The organism is Acinetobacter pittii, assembly GCF_022449185.1.
Lineage (GTDB): Bacteria > Pseudomonadota > Gammaproteobacteria > Pseudomonadales > Moraxellaceae > Acinetobacter > Acinetobacter pittii_I.
Genome location: NZ_JAKUKO010000008.1, coordinates 55,263 through 81,882, shown reverse-complemented (window position 1 = coordinate 81,882; position 26,620 = coordinate 55,263). Strand labels below are relative to the sequence as shown.

Below are 26,620 nucleotides of genomic sequence, written 5' to 3'. Positions count from 1 at the left end.
AAATGTTTTACCACTCTGCTCATATTCAACATGGATTTAGAGACTCGCCAACTACAACAACTTTTAAGCGCAAAAAACCAGCTTCCAGAAGTGGTTTTATTAAAAGCAACCACAACTTCGACCAATGATGATATTCGTGAAATTGCCCAAAAAGGCATTACAACGGGCTTGGTTTGCAGTGCTCAACAAACTCAAGGGCGAGGTCAACATCAACGGCAATGGATTTCACCTGAAGGAAATATTTATTTAAGCACATTGGTGCAAACTCGAACACCCTTAGATGGTCGCTTAGCACTTGAAGTTGCTCTGAATATTTTGCAAATCCCGCAGTTACAAGCGCTGAATTTGCAAGTGAAATGGCCAAATGATTTGTATAGTACGCATGGAAAATGGGGTGGAATTTTAGTCGAACCACTGTCTCAGCATCAGGCTATTGTAGGTGTAGGCATTAATTTAAAAACACCACCAGTGACTGATAGTGACCAACCGATTACCTCTTTAGAGGATTTAGGTCTAGAGCAAATGGGTCGTCTTGAGTTAATTTCAGAGCTTTATGTTGCTATTCAAAATGCTGCTCGCTGGTTTGATCATGGCTGCTACAATTTAGCGGGACGTTTTAACCATCATGCGGCATGGATTAATCAGCTAGTTCAGTTTGAACATAGTCAGGGACTGGTACATGGCCGTTTCGTTGGAATCTCCAATGAAGGTGCAGTAATTATTGAAACTCCAGAACCACAGCAGTTTTATCAAGGTCGTTTAAGACCACACACAACTCAGTAAATAGGTGTTTTCTCCATGAAAAGTTTATGGCTTGATATCGGAAACACTCGTTTAAAATACTGGATTACTGAAAATCAGCAAATTATTGAACATGCAGCTGAGCTACATTTGCAGTCTCCTGCCGATTTATTACTTGGGTTAATCCAACACTTTAAACATCAAGGTCTACATCGCATTGGAATTTCTTCGGTACTTGATACCGAGAATAATCAACGCATTCAGCAGATTTTAAAATGGCTTGAAATTCCAGTAGTTTTTGCGAAAGTTCACTCTGAATATGCAGGTTTACACTGTGGTTATGAAGTTCCGAGTCAGCTCGGGATTGACCGCTGGTTACAAGTACTCGCTGTAGCTCAAGCAGATGAAAACTATTGCATTATTGGTTGCGGAACAGCGCTCACAATTGACCTAACTCAAGGTAAACAGCATTTAGGAGGTTACATCCTGCCTAATTTGTATTTGCAGCGAGATGCTCTTATTCAAAATACCAAGGGTATTAAAATTCCAGACTCAGCTTTTGATAACCTAAATCCGGGCAATAACACTGTAGATGCAGTACATCACGGTATTTTATTAGGCCTCATTAGTACCATTGAAAATATTATACAGCAATCACCTAAAAAGCTGCTGCTAACTGGTGGCGATGCAACACTATTTGCCAAGTTCTTACAAAAATATAAGCCTGTTGTGGAAACCGACCTTTTACTCAAAGGACTACAGCAATATATTGCTCATTATCCTAAAGACTAAAATACACAACAAAATAAAAGGCGCTATATGCGCCTTTTATTTTATGGATTTATTTCTTTTGGTCGTTGTTACCAAACAGTGGACCCATTCCGCCACCCCCACCGCCAAATTGCTTTTGCATATTGCCTAATGAACGCATCATTTTACTCATACCAGATGGATTGGCAAACTTCTTCATCATTTTGGCCATTTGTGCTTGTTGCTTGATAAGTTTATTCACTTCAGCAACATCCATACCGCAACCTGCTGCAATACGTTTTTTACGACTTGGGTTCATTAAGTCCGGATTACGGCGCTCTTTAACAGTCATTGACTGGATAATAGCTTCCATCTTCTTAACTTGTTTTTCAGGGTTCGCTTGCTCAATTGCTTGCTGAATTCCTGCACCGCTCATGCCAGGCAACTTGTCTAAGAAGCCCATCATGCCGCCCATTTTTTTCATTTGTTCAAATTGCATCAGCATATCTTCAAAGTTGAAGCTACCGCCTTTTTGCAATTTTTTCGCCATTTTTTCGGCTTTTTCTTTGTCGATTTTACGTTCAACTTCTTCGACTAAAGAAAGTACATCACCCATGCCTAAAATACGTTGAGCAACACGATCCGGATGGAATGGTTCTAAGGCATCAAGCTTCTCGCCCATACCCAAGAACTTGATTGGCTTACCAGTAATGGCACGCACAGAAAGCGCTGCACCACCACGCGCATCACCATCAGTTTTAGTAAGAATCACACCAGTAAGTGCTAAAGCATCATTAAATGCTTTTGCTGTATTTGCAGCATCCTGACCTGTCATGGCATCAACCACAAACAAAGTTTCAGTCGGCTTAACTGCTGCATGCAATTCTTTAATTTCATCCATCATGTCTGCATCGACATGTAGACGGCCTGCCGTATCGACAATCAATACATCAGCAAACTGGATTTTTGCCTGTTCAATTGCACGATTAACAATATCAATTGGCTTTTCAGAAGGATCTGAAGGAATAAAGCCTGCACCAACTTCATTTGAAACAGTTTCTAACTGTTTAATTGCTGCCGGACGGTAAACGTCGGCAGAAACAGTCATTACTTTTTTCTTTTGACGTTCTTTTAAGAAACGTGCCAGCTTGGCAGCAGTTGTGGTTTTACCTGCACCTTGTAAACCAGCAAGTAATACTACAACAGGAGGTTTCGCACTTAAATCAAGTGTTTCATTCGCCTCACCCATCATCTTGGTGAGTTCGTCATAGACAATTTTTACAAATGCCTGGCCTGGTGATAACTGGGTCATCACTTCTTGGCCCAATGCCTCTTCCTTAACTTTCGCGATAAATTCACGAGTTACAGGTAACGCGACATCGGCTTCAAGAAGTGCCATACGTACTTCACGTAAGGTATCTTTAATATTGTCTTCGGTCAGCTGCCCTGAGCCAGTAACATTTCTTAAACTCTGTGTGAGTCGTTCTGTTAAGGTATCAAACATTGCAAAATCCGCTTAAAATGGCTAGTTGCAAAAAAATCTTTCTCGAAATAGAAAATTTATGCATAGAATGCTATAGGATACTTTAGTTCGCAGCGAATTTATATCTTATATAGATGAATTAATCCTGAAAAAGGTTTGACATGATTAGCCTCCCCTTGGTTTACACAATTTTGGCACTCATCGCATATACCACTTCTTTCTGGTATCTGTTTATTCGTTTAATGTCAAAACGTGAACCAAACTCATGGTTATTTGCTTTTGTTACTATCTTGGCACTACTGTTGCACGGTACAGTTTTATGCGATGCCATGCTTACACCAGCGGGAATTAACTACGATGTATTTAACCTGATGTCTTTCACATCGGGACTTATGCTATTGTTAAGCTTAATTTTTAGTACTTTCCGCCCTATTCTGCCGTTAAACTTGTTAGGCATTCCTGTCGCAGCTATTGGTCTTATTTTAGGTTTTGCATTTAGTCGACCAGACCAATTTATTGAGCAGCATTCGCTAGGTCTTGATACTCATATTATTCTTTCACTTTCTGCCTATGCAGTTTTACTGATGGCAACCATACATGCAATCTTAATATGGTTCCAAAATCGTGAACTCAAAAAGAAACAAAAAAAACGTTTTTGGGTCAACTTACTCCCGCCAATTCAAGCGATGGAATCTTTGTTATTTGATCTAATCATTACTGGTTTCATTTTATTAACGATTGCGCTTACATTTGGTTTTTTAACCATTGATAACTTCTTTGCTCAGCATCTTGCTCATAAAACCGTATTTAGTATTATTTCTTGGTTTATCTATGGTGCATTACTGATCGGCCATTACAAACTTGGCTGGAGAGGCCAAAAAGCAATTCGTTTTACCTTAATGGGTTTTGTACTTTTAGCGATCGGATTTATCGGCAGTAAATTTGTGCTTGAGATGATCTTAGGGCGCTAGAAAAATTAAAATTTAATCGATACTAGACAGCGTTATGCATATCCCGTATAACGCTGTTTTCGTTTTACTCAGGTGACACAGACTGTGAAACTCATACTCGCTCCAATGGAAGGTTTAACTGACCCGATCATGCGGGATACACTCACATCTGTTGGTGATTTCGACTGGTGTGTGACCGAGTTTATTCGCGTTACAGACAGTATTTTGCCAGATCACATCTATTATAGTTTTTGTCCTGAACTAAAAAATGATGGTAAAACAGCAGCCGGTACCCCTGTTCATGTTCAGTTTCTAGGTAATAATCCAGATATGCTGGCAGCAAATGCAGCAAAAGTTGTTGAATTGGGTGCACCTGCAATCGACCTTAATTTCGGTTGCCCTGCAAAAACCGTTAATCGACATCGTGGTGGTTCAGTACTTCTGGATGAACCAGACGTGGTACATCTACTGATTAAAGCAGTAAGAGATGCGGTACCTGCACACATTCCTGTTTCAGCAAAAATGCGTTTAGGTTACCTCGATGAAAACCATACGATGGAAAATGCCCACGCTGTTGAAGATGCAGGTGCAAGCTGGTTAACTGTACACGCTCGAACTAAAGCAGATGGCTATACGCCACCAGCTTATTGGGAAAAAATTCTACCCATTAAAGAAGCTTTAAAAATTAATGTCATTGCTAACGGTGAAATCTGGACCAATGCTGATGCTAGAGCTTGTCAGCAACAGTCTGGTTGTGAAGACTTAATGATTGGCCGTGGTGCGGTAACGACTCCAGATTTAACCCAATGCATTCGCCAAAATATGGATGAAGCGTTATTTAGTTGGGAACAACTTGTTGATTTACAAATTCGCTTTTTAAATGGTCAAGCAAAAACAGAAATTGGGATGGTTGGTCGTTATAAGCAATGGTTAGGCATGATGACCAAAGCCTATCCTCAAGCGAAAGAATTATGGGACCAAGTGAAACGTATTAAAGCTTTAGATGAAATTGTTCAACAATTAGAACATACCAGATCAGATACTATTTAACTCGCTATAACCTAAAAAAAGAGGGCGATTGTTTTCACAACTGCCCTCTTTCGTATTTCAGGTTAAGCTATTATTCTTTTTTAAAAGCCGCTTACTTTCATTTTAAAGTCAGTTACAGAAACACCAGTGACACCAAAACTCCCCATAGAACCATTAGGTAAATTATTAAACGTTGTTGTATTTTGAGTACCCATATTCCCTAAAGTGACATTATTAAGTGAAGCATCAAATTTACTAGATGCGCCTGTATTCCCAAAAGTTAATCCAGTTGGATCAACACCTGCATAAAAACCATCTAACACAAAACCAGTTGAGGTATTTGTTCCTGCAAACTTAAACCCAAATGTAGCACCCGTATTATCGGACACTAAAGTAATTGGACAACCTGACGCAGCAGAACAAATAGATTGAATTGCCCCACCCAATTTAACCATGACGGACTGCGCAGCATGGCCAAGTTGAATGTTTAAACGGGGTTTATTGGTTTGTACAAAGTTAATATCCAGATTTCCACTAGAACGAATAATTTCTTTTACACCCGTATTTACTGTCGTTCCCGAACTAAAAATTGATTTTGGTGCATAACTTGTTAATGCATAATCGGATGGGCTAGATAAAGATGTACTTGGGGCTAAATAAACTGAAAAAGGTAGAAGTCGAATTCCGTTTACATCATTCCCCATAGATATAGCTAAATTTAAAAAAGGATTTCCACCCCCAGCATCGGTATCCATTGCAATATTAAAAGAAGGATTACCCGATACAGCGGCTTTAATAAACTCTATACCAGGAACTGGATTAGTAGAGTTTCCAGCAATAACAAAACCAGCCTTGCTGTTATAAGAAGTTGAAGCAATACCGTTAGTATCAATGAGTGCGACTTGATTAAATTTAACTTTATCGGCCTGAATTCCTAAAGTTAAGCCATTTTGACCCGTCGCTGCTGCAAGGCTTTGATCATCCAAAGGTTGCATTGCAAATACACTTGAACTACTGGCAAGTAGCAGCCAAAACCCTATATTTTTATTCTTCATGTCGCTCTAATCCTTAAGAGACAAACGCTTATTATTTGTTCAGACTATCAGAATAATATTCAAGTACAAAGCAATTATCTCTATAACCCGACGAATGCAAATCCAATCACACTAAAATAAAATTTATATAAAAAAGTGACGATAATCGTCACTTTTTTATATTAGTTAAAGGCCCCATTTCTAGGCACAATACTAAAGCTACTATTTAAACGTCCACCCGTAATTGCAAGCTCACCTAAACGTGCTCCAGCTCCTGTTGAAGGCGGATAGAAATTAATATCTTTAACACGTAATGCGCCGTCAATACTCTTATCAGGGTTAAAATAAACCGCCGTATTTACGCCAACTTTACCTAAACCACTTGTTGTATCTTTACCCACAACCAAAGCACTATTAAACGCTAGCTTTCCTGTAATATTGTCAAAACCAATTGCAGAACCATCAATCGGATCACTAATTTGAACCGTATTTCCAGTTGCTGTCGCAGGCACTGTGAAATCGCCGAGTACAGTTAAGGCACTACCATCTGCAATTGAACTATTTGGCACAATTGATAAGTTAAGATCGCCACCTAAACGGAGTTTTAGACCAAATAAGACATCATTATTTTTGGCAAAATTATCTATAGGTGAAGTACATGAACCTGTCGCTGGACAAGTTTTATATTTAGCCCCTGGTAAATAACCAGCTGCAATTTCTGTTGATAAAGCAAGTAGCATCTCTTTTAAACTAATATTAAGACTGCCATTTTCTAAACCAATACTTCCATTGCCTTTGAGGAACATATCGATATTACGTAAGCCCATGTAATAATCAGTAGGACTACCACCATTATTAGCATTTGGAGAACCATCAATTAATAAAATTGAGGTTGTTTTAGTTCCAGTCGCATCACGTCCCGTAGTTCCAGCAGCAATACCAAAACCTAAACGCGAAGTCGTTCCAGATGTAGCCACAACATTTCGAACAGGCTTACCATTTGCATCTTTTGTATAGTAATAAGCACTATTTGCTGGTGCATCTAAACCATATACAGCAGCGTTAGCATTTAAGTTATAAAAAGGTAATGCTAAGCCCCACTGGTTATTCGCACCATTGTCTGCAAACTGATTGGCAGCGGCAACATTCGCACTTGTCGTAAAACGACCGCGTCTTGAAAATGCTTGAAACTCTGCTCCACGCATCGCAAGAATTAAGCTAAACGGATTAGTGACCGTATCACGGTGAATGTTATGTTGGTAATCAGCAGCTGTTGTTAAAGTGCCGGATCCTAAACGAATTGCATTTAAAGTCGCGTTGTTTGGCATTAATAATGTTTTTGTATCAGCAAGATTTAAATAAATATTTCCACTGTCAAAATAACCGCGTGTAGCTGAGTTAAGACCTGTTAAATTACCAAATTCGAAACCATAGGCATTCAGACCTGCTCCACCAATTTCTAAAGTGGTTGCTTTGCCATCTGAGCCTAGCATTGAGTCATTGTCTTTAGTGAATTCACCTTTCATACGAAAGGCAATTCCAGAATTACCTAAAATACTATTACTTGAGCCCGTACCCGTAGCAGTATTTGCAGTGCCTAAAGTGGTGGTATCCGCCGTACCATCCATACCACGGACTTGTAAATAACTATTTACCATACGTCCGCTAGCACCTAAACGAATCAAACCTTTTGCATTCTGTGGGCTATTAGTTGCATCTAAAGCATAAGGATTAGTTTTATCTACATTCGAACTGACCATCACCTCAATATTCAGGCCTGAATTGGTTACTTTGCCACTACTGTCAACATAAGTACCCGCAGTTAAACCAGAAGCTGAATCTGCTACACGGTTAAAATCAACATAGCCATAGGTAGTATTCGGAGTTTGTCCTACACCAGCAACATTAGTTCCAGTATTTGTCTGTAAAACTAAGCCACGAGTTGGGTCAATCAACATGGCTCCTTTACCAACAAAATTAAAGTTAAAATTTCTTAAAATTAATTGATTTAACTGGCTGCGAGCATCCAATTGCCCTAGATAAATATTGGCATTATTAATACCAAGTGTCATGCTTGACTGGCTATTTGCATTAAATAAGCCATCTTGGGTTGTAAGTGCCAAATTTAGTGGGGAAGTTGTTTGAATAGCCAGCTGGCCCATTGTTGGTGAACAAGTAGCAGAGGTATTACATACTTTAACGCTATTTACGGTAATAAGTGATGGACTGCTTTGCATAGAAAAGTCGAGTCCAGTTTTACCCGTAGTTGGGTTACTCCCTACATCTAAACGGTAATTTGTACTTAAAGGCTGACTAGATGCATTACTTTTTTGAACTTTTATCCCGCTCGCTTGAGCTCTTAAGACCTGATCTGCACTACTAGGTGTACCTGCATGGTCATCCCAGTAAGCATTATCAATATTGATTTCATTAAACGTCGTTTGAATCGAAATCCCATCTTGTCCATTAACAGCACTCATGTCAGCATCTGTTAAAGCTTCTAAAGCAAAAGCATGTCCGCTCACTAACAACATGCTGGTTGTTAATGCGTTTAAAATAAACTTTGAGCTGTGATTTTCTTTATTTTTTTTCATCACTTCAGTTCCTTTGAAATCTACATTAACGCTTAACAACGAGGATGGCTGCCATCACAGCTAAAGACCATGACTTTTCCTTGGATAGCCAAATTCCCATTCATCATCAAGCCCATAAAACCAGTTTCACGTCCATGGTCATACGCCGATGGTGTTGCAGTAGCAACTTGCTGGTTTGCACTATTAGCAGTGGCCGCATAAGTTGGCTTTTTGAAATATGCATAATCATACATATTTGCACTCGACCCTTGCGCTGTTGTTGAGCTGGTAAAGTTATCTTGCTCAATTGATAAAGCATTAAAACCAAAGTTACGAATTAAAATTGGCTGTGCCGCACTAAAACTAAGCTGAATAGCAGGCTTAATCATTTCAGTATTATTTTTATCCAAATACTTTAAATCAGCGCCATCCAAACCCATCTTTTGAATATTTAAAGTACCTTGTACGCCTTTAAATACGAGCCAAAGTTTATTACCACTATCACTATTTTCGGCCCAACCACTTGGTTTCGTTGCATCTGCTTGTACAAAACGCTTATTAATTGCCAAGCCGATATGGCAAAACTCTACGTTCTCACAGACACCACCACTACCATTGTCAAATACACCGTTAGCTGTTTGGTTTAAATTGAGCATTAAAGATAAATCAGCACCAGCTTGACCATTAATCGCCTGTAATGCTTCATTGTCTAAAGTTTGTAGCTCTGCATGAGTGACCGTTGCACAAAGAGCGAGGATTAAAGTACTTATTTTTTTCATAGCATTCTCCTCCTCTTATAGACCTTTAGTTGTCAGTTTCAAGTGCTGGATTAAAACACCGTCAATGACAGCAGATCCCATGTTATTGGTAATCGCTGAGCTAATCTGTGCCCCCGATAACTTATAGGTATTTAAATCTGCATTTGGTGTAGTGCTATACCAACGACCACCCTCATAACGAGCATCTGGCAAAGGGGTGCTGTTCGGCACAGTGTATTGAGCACCATTTCCAGCATCAGCTAAGGTATACCCTGTATTATTTACTGTCGGGTTATAATAGGAAGTACTATCAATATTAGCCCAGTTCGCACTTTGGGAATCAAATCTTAAACCAGAGCCTGCATTGCCAGTCCAGCCTGTGGCTGTCCGATATTGCCATGTATCATAACAAGTACTTAAATTCAAAAATCCACAACTATAACTGCCTGCTCGACGTTCCTGATTTTGCAATTGGTAGAAGTTTTTAGTTTGTGTTATCGCCGCCACAGTTCCTGTAGGTAATTTACCAAATGAAATACCTACAGCGTCTTGTGTGCTATTGCCTTTAAAGGCTTCTAAAGTATTATTGGTTGCATTATAGACCGTTGAACCAATTGAAATACTACTATGTGTCGCACTAGAACCCTGATATGTTTTACCACCTAAGGTTACGTTCGTACCGCACTGATAAATATTACAAGTTGAGCCTAAATAACTACTATCTGACCCGCTATAGTCTGTATAAATCTTCTTATAAATTTCAGGTTTATTTGGAATACGGGCGAGTTCTAAACTAAAGTTCTTGCCATCCGAGCTTAAAACAAGTGGTTGATATAAAGAACCCAACACAAGGTTAATATTCGGATTATAGAGATATAGACCTTCATTCGCATCGAAGGTTGGTGCAACTCCTCCATTAATTGCTGGAGTTACCAAATTACCTTGTGTAGTCCCTGATTCGCGCGTACTTAAACGTAAAACATTATTCATAGCACTATCAGTTGGTGCAGTCCACGAGCCTGTTGATGTAACAGTCGTGGTCTGGCTACGAATACGATATAACCAGTCTGAACTTGGTGAGTTATTACTTGGTGCACCAGTATATTGGGTACTATAACGATTTACCCAAGGTCCTACCGTAGATGTTGGGGTATTTGAAGTAATCGTTGCTCTTAAATTGGAGGCATCACCACTGTTTAAGCGAATAACTCCAGCTAAACCTAAAGTATTATTGTAGAAGGGGCTCATTCCTCCTGCAGATGTCGCTCCACCTAGTGTTTGGAAAAGCTGTAAACGACTGCCGTTTAAACTAAAGTTATTCCAAACCCCTTGTAAACGAAGACGGTTTGCACGAGTTGCATCAGTACTTGTTCCAATTAGACCATTTGAATCACCATAATTAAATTGATCTGCGGCGCCATTTATTTTATTTGGATTTCGGACAAAAATATCTGTCCATAAGCCTAGTTTTAGCTTATAAGCGTCAATACCTGCAGAATCCTTCGTTCCGACTTCATATAAAGGGGCTTCTAAAGCTAAGTAAGTTACCTGACATGTTGGATCAGTCGCACCTGTACAATTATTTGCACTAAAATTCGGCACTGAGTTTTCAGTCGCAACTTTGAAAATCCACGGGTTAACAGCAGTACCCCAACTTGAGATTGCAGCAGCTGCATCAGTAGAAGCAAGGCGAGTATTGGTATTATTATCAGATTTAGAAAGTGCTAAGCCATAAAGAAAAATATCAGCTTTACCTACAGCACGGTCACCAGAATCAATCGAACCATTTTTATTGGTATCAGCTGCTGTCATGCTTAAAGGGCCAACAGGTACATAATTGATATAACCTGTATCTTTAGTACGATCAGTTAAAATCTGGGTTGAGGTTTCATTTGCACCTGCACCACGAAATACCATATAAGTATTCTGTGGCAAGATAGCAATACCTTCACCTGTAGTTTCACTTAAGCCCGCATCAGAAAGTTCTTCGAGTGCGAAACTAGGTTGGCTTATACAAAACCCGATTAAACTTGCCAAAACGGTTTTTTGAAACCTTACCGTATAATTAAGTGTAGTCATCTTGACCTTCCTGTTTTATACGATGCCGTGCACCATATTTATTTTTCTTGAACATTCCCTGATGCCAGGTGAAGCTATCCTTTTCACCTTAGACAAAGAGGCAAATCTAAAAAGATATTGCCAACCTTTCCACATTTCTATTATGCGGAATATTTGCACAAATGCAAAAAAAAGCATGTAAAAAATTACTTTTCCGATGAATGTAAAATAGCAAAAGCTACTTTCTTTTCAAGTTAGCAGAACTTTAAGCTGCCATAACAGTTCGGAGCAAAACTTTGGTTTTTTAAGACTAAATTCGTCAAATTCATAGGAACATATTGACCTGTTAAATCAACTGATTGAACATTGATATCTCCCAATAAGCAAGAAGTAGCAAGGATCCCACATTCAATTGGATTAGCCGTTAAATACTGACTCACTTTACCTAAAGTGGCTTTGACAACATCGTCTGTAATTTTGACCTGTGATTGTGGGGTCACATCACCAATATCAATTGGATTTGAGAGTTCTAACCACCAGCCTGCCTGAGAAACTGATTTTGCTCCTGTCCATTGTAAATTTTGTCCTTGCAAGGAAAGAGAGGCCGCAGTCCCATTCAAATTAACTTTATGGAAGTAACCCAAATCCTCATTAACTGCTACATTTACACCTAGATTATTAATTGTCCCTGATAGATTCCCACTAATAGTAAGCGGGATAGCCCCCCATGCTTGGGCATTTGCTTGAATAGGTCCCGATAAATTAATTCCACTAACTACAGCTGTACCAGTTAGATTAGCTGTCGTAATACGTTTTCCAGAAATAACCTGTGACGGTAAAAATAAGCTACCAGATGCACTACTTAAGCCTAAATCATAGCTTGTTGTCTGGAAATCTGCGGTGACTAACCCTGTCGTGCTTTTTACTTTCCCCGTAATTGCTGTACCTAAATTTGTTTGAGTTAAGCCAGCTTGCCCTGACACTGCTTGTAAAGTACTAACCGTACCTCCAGTCGCTTGAGTCACCATATAACCACTAAAAGAGTTAATACCATTTTTTGTAGTTGTATTTTCTGAACCAAAAGTAAGTAAACCCTGAATAGATTCGGCACTTAATCTCACCCCAGCAACTTCGCGAGTCGATGCACTGTTAGGATTTTTAATTGCAAATTCAATAAATGGATTGGTTAATTTTGCTGAAGAACTAGCACGACCATCATTAGTATCAGAAATACCACTTAGACTTAAATTATCGATATCAATATCACAGGCACCTGCTCCATTGGCTCCACCACATCCCAGCTGCAATTTTTTAATATTCGCGTTCAGTTCCAAATCAGCATCTAGACCTAATTTATAAAACCCTACATTACTATTACTATCACGCAGTTTTTCCAAGTTCGCAGAATCGGTAGGCGCAACATATGACATACTCATCAAAGCTTGGCCGCGAGTCGCTGATAGTTCAGCATCTGACATAGGAACTAATGTAGAAGCAGCATGCGCCGAAGAAAAGCATAAGCTTCCAAGCGCTAATATCGCTACATGAAGAGACGTAAACTGTCGCATGGCCGACCTCCATATCCGTGGGGGCATAATCCTGTTTAATTTCTTTTTATTTGACCTATCTGCATTTGATAAATACTTAACTAAAAATTATCAAAGAGAGCCTATATCAACCACATTTGCTTTTAAATTCTGTGATACAGAACAAAAAAACAAATCAATTATTGATCATTTTATATCATTTTTTACAAAAGGAAACTGTCGTTTATCATAATTCCGATAAACGCCTCTCACAAAAATTTTATTTATAAAATTGGGCCACCTAAGTGACCCATTATTTTTTAAAATCTTTTCATCTGTGAAACATTAGGTTTTAGGAAGTGTAACACCTGTTTGACCTTGGTATTTACCACCACGGTCTTTATAAGAGGTTTCACATACTTCATCACTTTCAAAGAAAAGCATTTGTGCTACGCCTTCCCCAGCATAAATACGTGCAGGTAAATTTGTCGTATTTGAAAACTCTAACGTAACGTGACCTTCCCATTCAGGCTCTAATGGAGTCACATTTACAATAATACCGCAACGAGCGTAGGTCGATTTACCTAAGCAGACTGTCAACACATTACGAGGAATACGGAAATATTCAATTGTACGTGCTAGAGCAAATGAGTTTGGTGGAATGATACAAACATCAGACTCAATATCGATAAAACTTTTGTCATCAAAATTCTTTGGATCGACAATTGCAGAATGTACGTTTGTAAAAACCTTGAATTCACGGGCACAGCGTACATCATAACCATAGCTAGAGACCCCGTAGGAAATCAACTTTTCACCATTTTCATCAAAACGGACTTGATTCTCTGCATAAGGTTCAATCATGCCGTGTTTTTCGCTCATTTCGCGAATCCAACGATCAGACTTAATGGCCATGTATTTTCTATCCAAAAGGTAAATTCATTGATTTCGACGTACTTTAACTTAAAAAACCAATTATGAAAACAATACAAAGCTACTCAAATAAATAAGAATAGCTCAGTTGCACATTTAAAGGTTCAGTAAAGCAGAATAACTAATTGGAATTGAAAAGCTGACTAAAACAAGTGAAGCAGTTTTTTGCAAGTTAGTTTGATTTAACCAACCCACTTTCCTAGAAGCTAAAACCGATCCCAAGAAAATCCAGAATAACGCAATTGGGGTAATAAGCGCTAAATAAGCCATCATATGAATTAAATAAATATGAAAATTACTCCATGCCGCTACTGGGAAAATTGCTGAGGCAAAGAGTAATGCTTTTGGGTTTAATAAAGTTGCACAGAATAACTCACGAGCACGAATCGTTGGCTGATTTAATTCAACTTCTTGATTTGCCGTATGCCATAACTTAATGGCTAAGAAAATAATATAGCAAGCACTCAATAGCTTTAGAATAGGCGGCAGCATTGGCAGTGTGCTAGACACTTTTCCAATCAATATTCCCCATGCAGAAATAGAGATGACATAACCCAAAACTTCTGCTGGAATAAGTTTTACTGACTTCCTTAAGCCCACTTGCACCCCTGAAGAAGCGAGTAGTGTATTGGTTGGACCAGGAGTAAGTAAAATTGTGGCTACTAAGCCAATAAAAAGCCATGAAATCATTGAATGACCTCACAATATAGTCATCTCAGATTAATAGATATCCTGTCACAAGGCAAAAGGTAATTGTAAGACAAAGTATTTCAAATTATTTTCAATAATAAAAATAAATCATATAAAAACAATTATTTATACAATTATTATGTAAAGTCGAGAAGAAAACTTTACGGTCAGTTGGGATGCTTTTCAAATATATTTAGAGTTAAGTAACATAAGTATTTTTATTTTAAGTCTATTTTTCCATCAAAAGCCTTTATAATAAAAAATATATAGTAATGGTAAGTTTAAATTTTAAGCTTTTAATAAGTTTCAATTCATATATTGTTTATGATTTTTTTTTAGAGTATCGCGCTCTACTACCTTAATGATTATGGCAAAGCATTTTTTTCAATCTTGGCTTCCCTCCCCCGAGAAAGTTTCAAATATGAAATTTCTAAGGATTTTTGGTAAAAAGACCCTTAATCCTGTGCTTTGGTATGTCAATCGAAAATCAATTACTCGAGCTGTTTTTGTCGGAACTTTTTTTGGTTTACTGCCTATTCCTTTTCACAGCGTATTTATTGTGATGGCTGTATTGCTATTTGAAGTAAATTTACCAATTAGCTTGATGCTCGCTTGGTTAAGTAACCCGCTTACATTAGTTCCTATTCTATATATTGGTTTTTGGTTCGGTGCTCACATTTTTCATGTGCATATGATTAACAAAGAAATGTTGCTGGGTGTATTGCATCAGATTTCTCGTTGGATTACTCATTTCGGCCATGGCCATATTGATTTTAGTCTTGCGAAAATCTTGATGACAGGTTTGGTTGTCGAAGCTTTTGTATTTGCTGTCATTTTATATATATGTACAGAAATTTTCTGGCGCTGGATGGTCATAAAAAACTGGAAAAGTAGACATCGCTATAAAAAGCAAGAAGAGGTTTTATAAAATTTTCACTCTTCTTGCATAAGTTTAAATCATTATTTTGGCAGTTTTGATTTCATATACTCTTCAGCCACATTGAGAACATACTCTTGGCAAGCCTCTCCTGTACCAGGGTCATAAGCTCCATTATTGGTAATATTATTAGATAAGATTCGAATGCCCAAGAAAGGAATATTAAACTGGCTTGCGATTTGCGCAACAGATGCTGCTTCCATTTCCTCAACAGAGGTACCATAACGTTGATGGAAAAATTGAATACGATCCAATTCATTATTCCAAACATCTGCTGATCCAATCGTTCCTTCAACTACTTGACCTTTGTCATAACGAACTTTATGGGCCGCCATTAATAACTCTTTATCGCCTTCAAATTTGCGAATTGCAATCGGTTCGGGATCAGACTCATCGGTTGGTAAAACATCAAATGCTTCAACCCAAGTGAGTGAATTTGATCCAGCTCCTAATGGTTGTTTAGGAGTTCTAAATGCACCAATATTAGTTGCGTACTTTCCTAAAACAATATCGTAAACATGTAGATCTGGGTCATGTCCACCTGATGTTCCCTGATTAATGATCGCAATCGGTTTATAACGTTCAATCGCTAGAGCAGTTGCTGCGGCAGAGTTACTCATACCCATGCGGGTTTTAGAAATAATCATTGGATAACCGTTATAGGTACCCTTCCAGAATTTCCACCCACCAATTTCTTCAATAGTCTTATTCTCTAATTTTGAAGCCATTTTTTCCGATTCTACTGGCAAAGCACCCTGAATAATGATCGGCTGTAACTTCTGTTTTTGTTCCTGAACTGTTGGTGTTTGTGAAGCAGATGAGTTGTCATCATTACATCCAACTAAAAATAAAGCGCTACATAAACTGATTACGCCCAAACTATACTTAAATTGCATTTTTTAACCTTTCTTTTTAAAAAGTGTAAAGTAGCAATCTACATGCCAATTTCAAGTTCAGCTTTGTTATTAGGATTCAGTAATTTAAATTTTTATTTTAATCAGATGATAAAAAACCCGACTTAAAGCCGGGTTTTAATAAATTAGAAAATACGCTTATCATCACGTGCACGCTGAGGGATTTTTTCAATCTGCTGCCAGACTGCTTTAGCAATCTCAATATAACTATCAGCCGCATCATCGATTGCCACAACACTCGGTTTACCCTGATCAGCATGTTCACGTATTTGAGCATTTAGAGGCAAACGACCTAACAATGGAATATGGTATTGCTCGGAAAGCTTATCACCACCACCGATACCAAAAATTTGCTCTTCATGACCACAGTTTGAGCAAATATGAGTCGACATGTTTTCGACAACACCTAATACTGGAATACCAACTTTATTAAATAATTCAATTCCTTTGGTAGCATCCAGCAAAGCAACATTTTGAGGTGTAGTCACAATAATTGAGCCTGTAACTGGAATACGCTGTGCAAGCGTGAGTTGAATATCACCAGTACCCGGTGGCATATCAATCATGAGCACATCTAAATCTGGCCAAAGTGTTTGATTAAACAATTGCATTAGAGCGCCTGTTGCCTTTGGTCCACGCCATGCAACAGGTGTGTTGTTATCACCAGTTAAATGTCCAATAGAAAGCACAGCCATACCATAAGCATCTAAAGGTACAAAATTTTCACTTTCAATAAGTGGGGTTTTACCAGCGTTTCCTAGCATTGTGGGAATACTTGGACCATAGATGTCAGCATCTAATACCCCAACCTTAAGACCCATTTTTTGCAAGGCAAGCGCCAAATTGACGGTAGTTGTCGATTTACCAACGCCACCCTTTCCAGATGAAACTAAAATAACATTTTTAATGCGAGGGTGAAGTGGCACATCTCTTTGTTGCGGAGCGGCTTTTTGAATCGGTGGATTATTTGGATCTGGTTCTGATTTAGGTGAGGCATCAAGTACAGGAGGTAAATTTGAACTTTCTTGTGTAGGGCGCTTTTGTTGAACCACGTGTAAATTAAGTTCTTCAATACCGCACTTTTCTAATGCACCCGCTAAATCATCATGGATTTGCTGCAAATGCTCTTTTTCATCAGGAAATGTATTAATCGTAAGTTGTAATACACGACCCTGAACTTGAAGCTGACTAATGCGCTCCTTTAAAGCCTCTTTTGAATGCGGTAATAAATAATTTTGGAGTATGGTTTGGATTTCATCTTCTTTCACCTCTTGTGCGGGTGAAAAAACGGACTTTAATGAAGAAAGCCAAGACATATTGTTTACTCCAAAAACAGATCATTACAGCTTAATGGAGATAGTGTAACAGTATTGCTCCGCACTCGCTCACCTTAGGATGAATAATTACTAACTTCAGATCTCATCTTTTAGGTAAGGAGTGCAGATTTTAGTTTAAATCAGCTTATTCAGCAGAATCATGGTTCTTTAATTTATTGAGTTTATCGGTCGCAGTTTTCTTCAACTCATCAAGTTTTGCGTTTGCTTGCGTTTTCAACTCATCCAATTTTGTAGCAGCCTCTTCCTTTAATTCCGCAGCTTTGGCTTTAGCATCGTCAAGTTTATGAGCTGCTTCTGTACGCAAATGATCAAACTTATCTTGTAGACTATGCTGAGCATCCTCAAGTTTACCTTTTAAATCAGTTGCTTTTTCTTCAAGAGCCTCTTTACCAGAAGCTTGTTTCTCTTTTACATTTTCCTTTAAATCATCCAAAGCTTTTTCGCCTTGTACTTTCGCATCAGCTGCTTTTGCCTTTAATTGGTCTACCTTATCTTCAACTGCTTCTTTACCAGCAGCTTGCTTCTCTTTTACATTTTCCTTTAAATCGTCCAAAGCTTTTTCACCTTGTACTTTTGCATCAGCCGCTTTTGCCTTTAATTCGTCTAATTTATTTTCAGTAGTCATCGTTGTTATCCTCATAGTTAATTAAAAAAAATTACTTGAATAAGTTATTAGTTATACATCGTTATGGCTTATTTTCTGACCGTAACTGCAATTTGAAACAAAGACAATACAGGAAGATTCAAATATTTTTTGATTTGTTTATCTGTTCTAAAGAGAAACCACGCCTGACCAAAATCCATTTTAATAGAAATCGCTTATGCCAAGCTGGAGATTATTAATCTTTGCTTATCTCCGTGCATCAGTTAAAATCTTCCACCTTATAAATACGAATGAGAGAATGAAATCCGTGCGTAAAATTTTAGTCACTAATGCCCTCCCTTATGCTAATGGTCCAATTCATATGGGTCATTTACTCGGTTACATCCAGGCAGATATCTGGGTTCGTGCCATGCGAGCAATGGGTCATGATGTGACTTATGTATGTGCGGATGATGCTCACGGTACAGCAATTATGCTACGTGCCGAAGCAAATGGTATTAGCCCAGAAGAGCAAATTGCGAATGTTCAAAAAGAACACATCCGTGATTTTGACGGTTTTGGCGTACATTTCGATCATTACGATTCAACGCATAGCGATGCAAACAAAGCACGTTCAACAGATATCTATATTAAAAACCGTGAAGCTGGAAATATTGCAGTTCGTCCTGTAACTCAATTATTTGACCCAGAAAAAGGGATGTTCTTGTCTGACCGTTTCATTAAAGGTACATGCCCAAAATGTAAATCAGAAGATCAATACGGCGACTCATGTGAAGTGTGTGGTACGACTTATAATGCAACTGAGTTACTTAATCCACGTTCAACATTAAGTGGCGCAACACCAGTTGAAAAATCATCAGATCACTATTTCTTCAAGCTTCCAAACTTCTCTGAATATTTACAAAAATGGACGCGTGATGAAGGACGTTTACCTCTTTCAATTGCGAACAAGTTAGATGAATGGTTTGAAGCAGGTTTAGCAGATTGGGATATCTCTCGTGATGCACCATATTTTGGTTTCGAAATTCCAGATGCACCAAATAAATACTTCTATGTTTGGGTAGATGCCCCAATCGGTTATATGTCTAGTTTTGAAAACTATATCAAAGCTAAACGCCCCGATTTAAATTTTGATGATTTCTGGAAAAAAGATAGCCAAAATGATGTTTATCATTTTATTGGTAAAGATATTGTTTACTTCCATGCTTTATTCTGGCCCGCAATGCTTGAAGGCGCGAACTATCGCACCCCAACAGGCTTGTTTGTAAACGGTTTCTTGACTGTAAATGGACAAAAAATGTCTAAGTCACGTGGTACTTTCATTAAAGCCGAGACGTACTTACAACATCTAAACCCAGAGTATTTACGCTATTACTTTGCTTCTAAACTTTCAGATAAAGTTGAAGATTCTGACTTGAACCTTGATGACTTTGTTCAGAAAGTAAATTCAGACTTAGTCGGTAAAGTCGTTAATATTGCTAGTCGCTGTGCGAAATTTATTAACAGCAATTTTAACAATACTTTATCTGCTCAATGTGCAGAAACTGATTTAGTACAAAGTTTTATTGATGCTGGCGATTCAATCGCTGCTGCATATGAAGCACGTGAATTCTCTACGGCGATCCGTGAAATTATGGCGCTTGCTGACCGTGCAAACCAATATATTGATGAGAAAAAGCCTTGGGCACTTGCGAAACAAGAAGGTCAAGAGCAACAAGTTCTTGATGTCTGCTCTGTCGGTATCAACTTATTCCGTCAACTCGCAGTGTACTTAGCTCCAGTTCTGCCAACTTTAGCTCAACAAGTTCAAGATTTCTTAAAACTTGAAAGCTTCGATTTCGAGTCACGCAAACAAATTCTTGTAAGCCATGAGATTGCGCAGTTCCAACCGCTTATGCAGCGTGTTGATCCAAAAGCTGTTGCAGCTATGGTTGATGCTTCTAAAGAGTCTTTAGGTGCTCCTGCTCCAGAAGCAACTAAAGCAACGGCGAAAAAGGACAAAGCTGCCGAGAAAAAAGCTACCCCTGCTCCAGCAGTGGGTGAAGCTGAAATTATTGGTATTGAAGATTTCTTAAAAGTTGACTTGCGTGTTGCTCAGGTCATTGAAGCAAGTACAGTTGAAGGTTCAGATAAATTACTTCAATTGACATTAGATGTTGGTGAAGCTGAACCACGAAATGTATTCAGTGGCATTCGTAGCCAATACGCACCAGAAGACCTAAAAGGTAAATTGGTTGTTATGGTTGCTAACCTTGCACCACGTAAAATGCGTTTTGGTGTTTCAAACGGAATGGTACTTGCTGCCGGAAATGGTGAAGGTATTTTCATTATTTCTCCAGACAGCGGTGCAAAACCAGGCGATAAAGTTTCTTAATCTGCTTTCAAAAAAAGCTCCCTAAATTGGGAGCTTTTTTGTTTTAAGGGCTTTGAATAGGTTTAAAAGAGGCTTACTGAATTAGGGCCACGGCCACCCTTCGCAAGGGTTATTAAATAAAACGTGTATATTTCCCAACTCTTCATTTGTTAAATAGCCATTCTTATTTTCATCTAAATAATGAAATAGCTCTGTCTGCTTGTTTTCACCTTGAAAACGCTTATCACTCGGCCAGTTATAAGGATAAAAGTCTTCAACCCGTTGAAATTCTTTTAGGCTATACATGCCATCATGATTTAAATCATATTTTTCCTGAAAAAGCTCCCAATCTAAAGAAGCAGGCTCACACGCATTTACCATATTCAAAATACAGTAAGTTGCACATCCAGCAAGTAACTTAATAGTTAGCTTGCTCATGATTATTCACTTGTATATCGGAAATTTTATAATCCTTTTCATGAACCGGAGTACCCACAATACTCATGGTCCGCTCATTTGCTGGTTGCTGCTTACTCATCGTTCTCATCTCACATCCTGTAGTTAAGATGAGAAAAACTACAGAAATGCTCACCATTAGTTTTTTCATAACGTGATCCTCATTTCTTTTTGTTTTATTTATTAAGTTACCACTTTTAAAGTATTTAAGTGCTAAAAAAGATATTTCAATTTGTATATATTTTACGCAAAAATAAAGCCAGACTATAAATAGCTGGCTTTGGATTTTTTAGATATTTTAATTAAAGAATAATCATTTGAAGAAAATTAATTTTAAACCCAATAAAGTCACAATACTTCCAGCAACTCGATCCACCCCTGTTTTTGCTTTCAGATACATTTTTCGAGGCTTCTCTGAAGAGAGCAGCATTGCCACACATGAGTACCAACCCGCATCAATCATAAAACAAATCACTGGTAATGCGACATAGTAATAATTAGGGATTTCTTTTGGCAGTAAAGCCGTAAATACGCTGGCCAATACAACTGCGATTTTTGGATTACTTAACTGGGTAATTAAGCCATATCGATATGCCTGTTTATAGGTCATTTTCGATTTGCCATCGTTTTCCATCGCAATGGGTTCTTTAGCATGTTTAATAATTTTAAAAGCCAGCCAAAGCAAATATAGCCCACCACCAATTTTTAAAATTAGATAAGCAGAAGGCACCGCCAATAAAACTGCTTGCAATCCCATAACTGCTAATAGACCAAAAAGCGCTGCGCCTGTCCCTGTTCCTAATGCTGTAAACAACCCATGTTTACGTGATTTAGAAATTGAATTTTGTGCAACATAAATAAAGCTTGGCCCAGGACTTATTGCTCCAAGCATCAATGCCATAGCAATTGAAAAAAGAGGAATAAGGGACTCAAACATTGTATTGACCTAGCATCACGCAATTGCGCGGTATTCTAACAGCTTTTTATGACGCATATAAAAATGCAGAAGATATAAATGCTGAAAATTGAATTTTCATGTTTTTACAATTTATATCTTCACAACGGACAAAAATGTCCGTTAAATATATCACCTTTGAAACTCCCCAATCGATGACATGAGTAAACGTCAAAAAATTGCTGCCCAAAATCGGGATGAATTACTCAATGCAGCCGAAGAATGTTTTCGTATTCATGGCATTAATGTTCCCTTACAAGTTGTAATTGACCACGCTGGGGTCGGCAGAGCAACTTTTTACCGCAACTTTTGTGATCGCAAGGCTTTAATTAGCGCGCTTTTAGAGCGTGCGATTACACAGCTAGAGCAAAAAGCAGCTCATTTTCAACAATTCGAGGATGGTTTATTTCGTTTAATTGAAGGACACATTGGGCAACTTCCCAAGCTCGCAATTTTGCAAGATTTTTGGAGAGTAATTGATCGACAAGATCCAATTATGTTAAAAATTTATGAACGGCGAAATAATGCACTTAACCCACTGATTGAAAATGCGATAGAACAAAAATTGTGCCGAGCTGATCTAACTGCTGATGACTATGCAATGGTCACTGCAATGTTGGGTTCTTCATTTCAAGGACATGAAACAGAAGAACAGGTTCGATTAGCAAAACGAGCAATTGAATTACTGTTTCAAGGTATTCAAATACAAAAAATTCGAGGGATAGAATGAGTAAAACGCCTCGTTATTTAGAAACACCACCCGACTGGACACCAGAAGAGCAACCGACTTTACCAGGTTCGCCGGCAGCTATTGCGCATTCTGTACCTAAACGCTTTATATACTTTTTTATTGGTTTATTCGTCGCTCTTTCGGCAAGCTTAAGTAATGGATTTATTACGGCAAATTTACCCTTAATTCAAGGTGAGTATGGACTGACTCCTTCCGAAGCTGCTTGGCTGCCTGCAGCCTATGTTATGGCAAACGTTAGCTCAAACCTGATTTTATTTAAAGCCAGACAACAATATGGTTTGAGATTATTTTCAGAAATAGGACTCGTGATTTTTATTGCGGTTCTTGTTTTACACATTTTTGTGCATACCTATGAAATGGCCCTATTCGCACGGGTTGTAGCAGGTTTAGCTGGTGCGCCATTAAGCTCTTTAGGTATGTATTACACCATGCAAGCTTTTAAAAAAGCAGACATGGCAAAAGGTATATATATTGCCTTTGGTTTTCAGCAACTTGGTGTGCCGTTAGCTTGGATTATTTCTCCATTTCTCGTAAATACAGATAGTTGGTCTGTTCTATATACCTTTGAGCTCGGCTTAGCACTTTGTTGTTTAGCTATGGTCGTTTCATTGAAGTTACCACGTAGCATAAGAATTTATGTTTTTGAGAAGCAAGATTTCTTTACCTTTGCTTTATTAGCGCCTGGCTTTGCCTGCTTATGTATTGTACTCACACAAGGTCCAATTTTATGGTGGTTTAATAGCCAGTGGCTTGCTTACGTCTTAATTGCAGGTTTCAGCTTAGTTGTTTTGGGTTTGCTCTATGAACACTATCGTGCCAATCCATTAATTATGACACGCTGGTTAGGTGCCGCTTCGACCCTACGCTTCATTTTTGGTGCTTTTGCTATTCGGCTTTTAATGTCAGAACAAAGCTATGCAGCGGTTAACTTCTTAAAAACAATGGGGATGGGTCCAGACCAATTTGTTCCACTCTATGTGGTCATATTAGTGGGGATTTTAAGTGGAACTCTTTTTAGTGCCCTGACTTTTTCACGTGAACGAATTATCTTCCACTTACTTTTTGCAGAGTTTTTAATTTTAGTGGCCTGTGGACTAGATTATCACCTAACTAGTGATGTTCGACCTGTGAATTTCTTTGCAAGTCAGTTTTTAGTCGGCTTTGCAGGTGGTTTATTTATTGGGCCATTGCTCCTGATTGGCTTTGCGCAAACTTTGGCTAAAGGTCCTTCGTATGTGGTGACTTTTATTGTGCTGTTCTCTGCAACGCAAACATTTGGCGGCCTTGTTGGGTCTTCATTCTTCTCGACCTATCAACAACACCGCACACAAAACTATCAAGTCGAGATTATTAAAGATTTAGAACAAGCAGATCCTCTAGTTGCTCAAAGGCTCTCGACCTATCAACGCAGTGCATCAGTTACGACTACTGACCCAGCATTACAAACAGCCCAATCCATGCGCTCACTTAATCAAGTGGTCACTCGTGAAGCGCAAGTGCGTGCCTACAATGACGTTATTGCATTGAACGGTATTTTTGCTATCGCCCTACTCTTGTGGGGTGGATTTAATATTGCACGTAGTAAATATCTACAACGCAGAGGAATTAGCCGTCCTTAATGGCTTCTTTATTGATGAAATAGAAATTGAGATTGATATATGTCAGATGATCAAAACAAACCGGAACAAGCTCCACCTCAAGCAGCTCCCGCTTCGTCTAATGAACCTGCACCTGCGAGCAAACTGATTCCAACAAAACGCTCAACTTTATTATGGATGCTAGTTGTGCTCATTGTCGGTATTTTAGTGATTTTGTGGGCATGGAGAATCGGACCTTTCGCAACGAGTGTTCAACAAACTGACAATAGTTATGTTAAAGGTAAAACAACGATTTTATCGTCGCAAATTAATGGCTATGTTAAAGATGTATTAGTTAAAGACTTTGACCACGTTAAAAAGGGTCAAGTATTAATGCATATTGATGCAACGACTTACGACCAAAAAGTAGCGCAAGCGGCTTCTGGAGTTGAACAAGCTAAAAATACTTTAGCCAATCAGACACAGTCTATTGCTCAAAAACAAGCTGATATTGTGGCTGCACAAGCAAAAGTTGAACAAGTTAGGGCTCAATATGAGCTTTCTTTAGCACAGCTTAGACGCTATCAACAGCTAGGAAATAGTGGCGCAGCTTCTAAATCTGAGCAAGATAAAGCCGCAGCAGATGCTGAAAATAACCTTGCAGCACTGAAGCAGGCAGAGGCCAATGTTTTAGTTGCCAAAGAAGCGCTTAAAACAGCGCAAGTGGCAGAAGCTGGCTTAGAAGCACAAGTTTCAAGTGCTAAGGCACAACTAGATCAGGCACAAACTACCAAAGACTATAGCGTTATTGTTGCTCCAATGGATGGTCAACTTGGTGAGGTGAACCCTCGTGTTGGGCAATATGTAGCAGCAGGGTCACAATTACTCTACCTCATCCCACAGCAAACTTGGGTGATTGCTAACTTTAAAGAAACCCAAATTGCCAATATGCGAATTGGGCAAAAAGCATGGTTCACAGTCGATGCCATGAAACATAAAAAATTTACAGGACATGTTGAACAGATTTCACCTGCTGCTGGTTCTGAATTCAGTGTATTAAAGCCTGACAATGCAACAGGAAACTTTACCAAAGTGGTCCAAAGAATTGCCGTACGCATTACCATTGATCCAAATCAGGAAGGAATGGAACACTTACGCCCTGGCATGTCAGTAATTACTTCTGTCGATACAAGTTCGTAAACAGATTTTTAAAGCTCTATTTAAAAAGCTACAATGTGATCAATCATTATTTTTCTCAATTTCTAATGTTTGATCACATTGCCCAACCTGTTTTCTATCAACACATTGCCCCTCCCTCTTTAGTTCATCTCGACATTAAGCGTTTAGATTTAGTTCATCCTCAAATTTCGGGCAATAAGTTTTATAAATTAAAATACAATTTGCTTGCCGCAAAACAACAAGGTTTATCGAGCATTTTGACTTTTGGTGGAGCTTATTCCAACCATATTGCCGCGACTGCCTATGCTGCTCATCTTTTTGGCTTAAAAAGTATAGGAATTATTCGTGGTGAAGAGTTAGCTGACAAACCTCTGAATCCAACCCTAGCAAAAGCTCAAAGTTTAGGAATGCATCTACATTTTGTCTCCCGCAATGAATATCGCTTGAGAGATGAAGTAAAATATCTTCAACAATTACAACGCCAATTTCCACAGACCTATATTATTCCTGAAGGCGGCACCAATGAATTGGCAGTTCAAGGTTGTCAGGAAATTCTAAGTCAAAGCGATTTGCAAAACTATGATGTAATTTGCTGTGCAGTAGGAACTGGTGGAACGATTTCGGGTCTTATTGAAAGGAGTTCAGCCGATCAGAAAGTCTTAGGATTTTCAGCATTAAAAGGCGACTTTCTACAACAAGATATTCAGCAATGGACCAAAAAACAGAATTGGTCGCTGACAGATTCATACTGCTGTGGCGGATATGCGAAAACTTCACCTGAGTTATTGGCATTTATAGAAAATTTTGAAGAGCAACATACCGTACCACTTGAACCGATCTATACGGGAAAGATGATGTTCGGTCTGTTTGATCTTATAAAGAATAATTACTTTCCTGAAGGAACTCGCATTCTGGCAATTCATTCTGGTGGTTTACAGGCAGATATAAGAAATAAATCACATTAATAACTGACTATCTTTTAGGTCGTATTGTTCACTACCGTGATAAATGTCTTTAGCATGACTAAAGCTC

At 38.5% G+C, this 26,620-nt stretch carries 24 protein-coding genes; 10 read left to right on the top strand and 14 right to left on the bottom strand.

Annotation, left to right across the window (positions count from 1 at the left end; translation table 11 throughout):
- Window positions 1-30 precede the first annotated feature (30 nt).
- Window positions 31-783: a biotin--[acetyl-CoA-carboxylase] ligase gene (birA, locus tag MKX14_RS15840; protein ID WP_233735037.1), complete on the top strand. Its 753-nt coding sequence runs from the start codon at window positions 31-33 to the stop codon at window positions 781-783.
- A gap of 15 nt (window positions 784-798) precedes the next feature.
- A complete protein-coding gene (gene coaX, locus MKX14_RS15835) occupies window positions 799-1,533 on the top strand; it encodes a pantothenate kinase (RefSeq protein ID WP_233735035.1) in 735 nt (244 codons plus the stop codon).
- A gap of 49 nt (window positions 1,534-1,582) precedes the next feature.
- On the opposite strand, the gene ffh is transcribed toward coaX, so the two are convergent.
- Entirely contained in the window at window positions 1,583-2,995 is a 1,413-nt protein-coding gene (gene ffh, locus MKX14_RS15830; protein WP_002120334.1) for a signal recognition particle protein, read from the bottom strand.
- 140 nt (window positions 2,996-3,135) lie between these two features.
- Here ffh and MKX14_RS15825 point away from each other — a divergent pair, with 140 nt between their 5' ends.
- Complete coding sequence (locus tag MKX14_RS15825; protein WP_240282942.1) at window positions 3,136-3,945, top strand: cytochrome C assembly family protein; 810 nt, start codon at window positions 3,136-3,138, stop codon at window positions 3,943-3,945.
- An 84-nt stretch (window positions 3,946-4,029) separates the two neighbouring features.
- Window positions 4,030-4,974, top strand: coding sequence for a tRNA dihydrouridine synthase (gene dusC, locus MKX14_RS15820; protein WP_025464116.1), 945 nt, complete (start codon window positions 4,030-4,032; stop codon window positions 4,972-4,974).
- Window positions 4,975-5,054: 80 nt separating this feature from the next.
- On the opposite strand, the gene MKX14_RS15815 is transcribed toward dusC, so the two are convergent.
- The 7 genes from MKX14_RS15815 to MKX14_RS15785 form a co-directional block, all read right to left on the bottom strand.
- Window positions 5,055-6,008, bottom strand: coding sequence for a DUF6160 family protein (locus MKX14_RS15815; protein WP_046812171.1), 954 nt, complete (start codon window positions 6,006-6,008; stop codon window positions 5,055-5,057).
- A 161-nt stretch (window positions 6,009-6,169) separates the two neighbouring features.
- Window positions 6,170-8,581 carry a DUF6160 family protein gene (locus tag MKX14_RS15810; protein ID WP_240282941.1) on the bottom strand — a complete coding sequence of 804 codons (2,412 nt, stop codon included), beginning with the start codon at window positions 8,579-8,581 and terminating at the stop codon, window positions 6,170-6,172.
- A gap of 32 nt (window positions 8,582-8,613) precedes the next feature.
- On the bottom strand, window positions 8,614-9,339 hold the full coding sequence (locus MKX14_RS15805; protein ID WP_002120383.1) for a DUF6160 family protein: 726 nt from the start codon (window positions 9,337-9,339) through the stop codon (window positions 8,614-8,616).
- Window positions 9,340-9,354: 15 nt separating this feature from the next.
- Entirely contained in the window at window positions 9,355-11,397 is a 2,043-nt protein-coding gene (locus tag MKX14_RS15800; RefSeq protein ID WP_240282940.1) for a hypothetical protein, read from the bottom strand.
- Between the two features lie 233 nt (window positions 11,398-11,630).
- Complete coding sequence (locus tag MKX14_RS15795; RefSeq protein ID WP_108011814.1) at window positions 11,631-12,944, bottom strand: hypothetical protein; 1,314 nt, start codon at window positions 12,942-12,944, stop codon at window positions 11,631-11,633.
- Window positions 12,945-13,247: 303 nt separating this feature from the next.
- On the bottom strand, window positions 13,248-13,817 hold the full coding sequence (gene dcd / locus MKX14_RS15790) for a dCTP deaminase (RefSeq protein ID WP_003653416.1): 570 nt from the start codon (window positions 13,815-13,817) through the stop codon (window positions 13,248-13,250).
- A 114-nt stretch (window positions 13,818-13,931) separates the two neighbouring features.
- Entirely contained in the window at window positions 13,932-14,525 is a 594-nt protein-coding gene (locus MKX14_RS15785; RefSeq protein WP_046812176.1) for a LysE family translocator, read from the bottom strand.
- Window positions 14,526-14,886: 361 nt separating this feature from the next.
- Between MKX14_RS15785 and MKX14_RS15780 the strand changes: the two genes are divergently transcribed.
- Window positions 14,887-15,453, top strand: a complete 567-nt coding sequence (locus MKX14_RS15780) for a DUF2062 domain-containing protein (protein WP_046812177.1) — start codon at window positions 14,887-14,889, stop codon at window positions 15,451-15,453.
- 32 nt (window positions 15,454-15,485) lie between these two features.
- Here the strand turns inward: MKX14_RS15780 and MKX14_RS15775 are convergent, their stop codons facing one another.
- The 3 genes from MKX14_RS15775 to MKX14_RS15765 form a co-directional block, all read right to left on the bottom strand.
- Window positions 15,486-16,358 carry a 5'-methylthioadenosine/S-adenosylhomocysteine nucleosidase gene (locus MKX14_RS15775; protein WP_046812178.1) on the bottom strand — a complete coding sequence of 291 codons (873 nt, stop codon included), beginning with the start codon at window positions 16,356-16,358 and terminating at the stop codon, window positions 15,486-15,488.
- Between the two features lie 143 nt (window positions 16,359-16,501).
- The gene (apbC, locus tag MKX14_RS15770; RefSeq protein ID WP_046812179.1) at window positions 16,502-17,692 is read right to left on the bottom strand and encodes an iron-sulfur cluster carrier protein ApbC; all 1,191 of its coding nucleotides are present in this window, start codon (window positions 17,690-17,692) and stop codon (window positions 16,502-16,504) included.
- Window positions 17,693-17,837: 145 nt separating this feature from the next.
- Window positions 17,838-18,338, bottom strand: a complete 501-nt coding sequence (locus MKX14_RS15765; protein ID WP_046812180.1) for a hypothetical protein — start codon at window positions 18,336-18,338, stop codon at window positions 17,838-17,840.
- A 286-nt stretch (window positions 18,339-18,624) separates the two neighbouring features.
- Here MKX14_RS15765 and metG point away from each other — a divergent pair, with 286 nt between their 5' ends.
- Window positions 18,625-20,691 (top strand): methionine--tRNA ligase, encoded by a 2,067-nt coding sequence (gene metG / locus MKX14_RS15760; protein ID WP_240282962.1) that lies wholly within the window; start codon window positions 18,625-18,627, stop codon window positions 20,689-20,691.
- 81 nt (window positions 20,692-20,772) lie between these two features.
- Here the strand turns inward: metG and MKX14_RS15755 are convergent, their stop codons facing one another.
- From MKX14_RS15755 to rhtC, 3 genes are all read right to left on the bottom strand, one after another.
- Complete coding sequence (locus MKX14_RS15755; protein ID WP_046812181.1) at window positions 20,773-21,108, bottom strand: EF-hand domain protein; 336 nt, start codon at window positions 21,106-21,108, stop codon at window positions 20,773-20,775.
- Window positions 21,089-21,277 carry an NF038215 family lipoprotein gene (locus tag MKX14_RS15750; RefSeq protein ID WP_005302999.1) on the bottom strand — a complete coding sequence of 63 codons (189 nt, stop codon included), beginning with the start codon at window positions 21,275-21,277 and terminating at the stop codon, window positions 21,089-21,091. The genes MKX14_RS15755 and MKX14_RS15750 overlap by 20 nt, the downstream gene beginning before the upstream one ends.
- Window positions 21,278-21,439: 162 nt before the next feature.
- The gene (gene rhtC, locus MKX14_RS15745; protein ID WP_002120398.1) at window positions 21,440-22,063 is read right to left on the bottom strand and encodes a LysE family translocator; all 624 of its coding nucleotides are present in this window, start codon (window positions 22,061-22,063) and stop codon (window positions 21,440-21,442) included.
- Between the two features lie 178 nt (window positions 22,064-22,241).
- On the opposite strand from rhtC, the gene MKX14_RS15740 reads away from it, so the two are divergent.
- The 4 genes from MKX14_RS15740 (at window position 22,242) to dcyD (ending at window position 26,553) form a co-directional block, all read left to right on the top strand.
- Window positions 22,242-22,811 (top strand): TetR/AcrR family transcriptional regulator, encoded by a 570-nt coding sequence (locus MKX14_RS15740; RefSeq protein ID WP_240282939.1) that lies wholly within the window; start codon window positions 22,242-22,244, stop codon window positions 22,809-22,811.
- Complete coding sequence (gene emrB, locus MKX14_RS15735) at window positions 22,808-24,451, top strand: MFS transporter (protein ID WP_240282938.1); 1,644 nt, start codon at window positions 22,808-22,810, stop codon at window positions 24,449-24,451. The genes MKX14_RS15740 and emrB overlap by 4 nt, the downstream gene beginning before the upstream one ends.
- A gap of 39 nt (window positions 24,452-24,490) precedes the next feature.
- The gene (hlyD, locus tag MKX14_RS15730) at window positions 24,491-25,609 is read left to right on the top strand and encodes an HlyD family secretion protein (RefSeq protein WP_240282937.1); all 1,119 of its coding nucleotides are present in this window, start codon (window positions 24,491-24,493) and stop codon (window positions 25,607-25,609) included.
- Window positions 25,610-25,674: 65 nt separating this feature from the next.
- Window positions 25,675-26,553, top strand: a complete 879-nt coding sequence (gene dcyD, locus MKX14_RS15725) for a 1-aminocyclopropane-1-carboxylate deaminase/D-cysteine desulfhydrase (protein ID WP_240282936.1) — start codon at window positions 25,675-25,677, stop codon at window positions 26,551-26,553.
- Window positions 26,554-26,620: the final 67 nt, after the last annotated feature.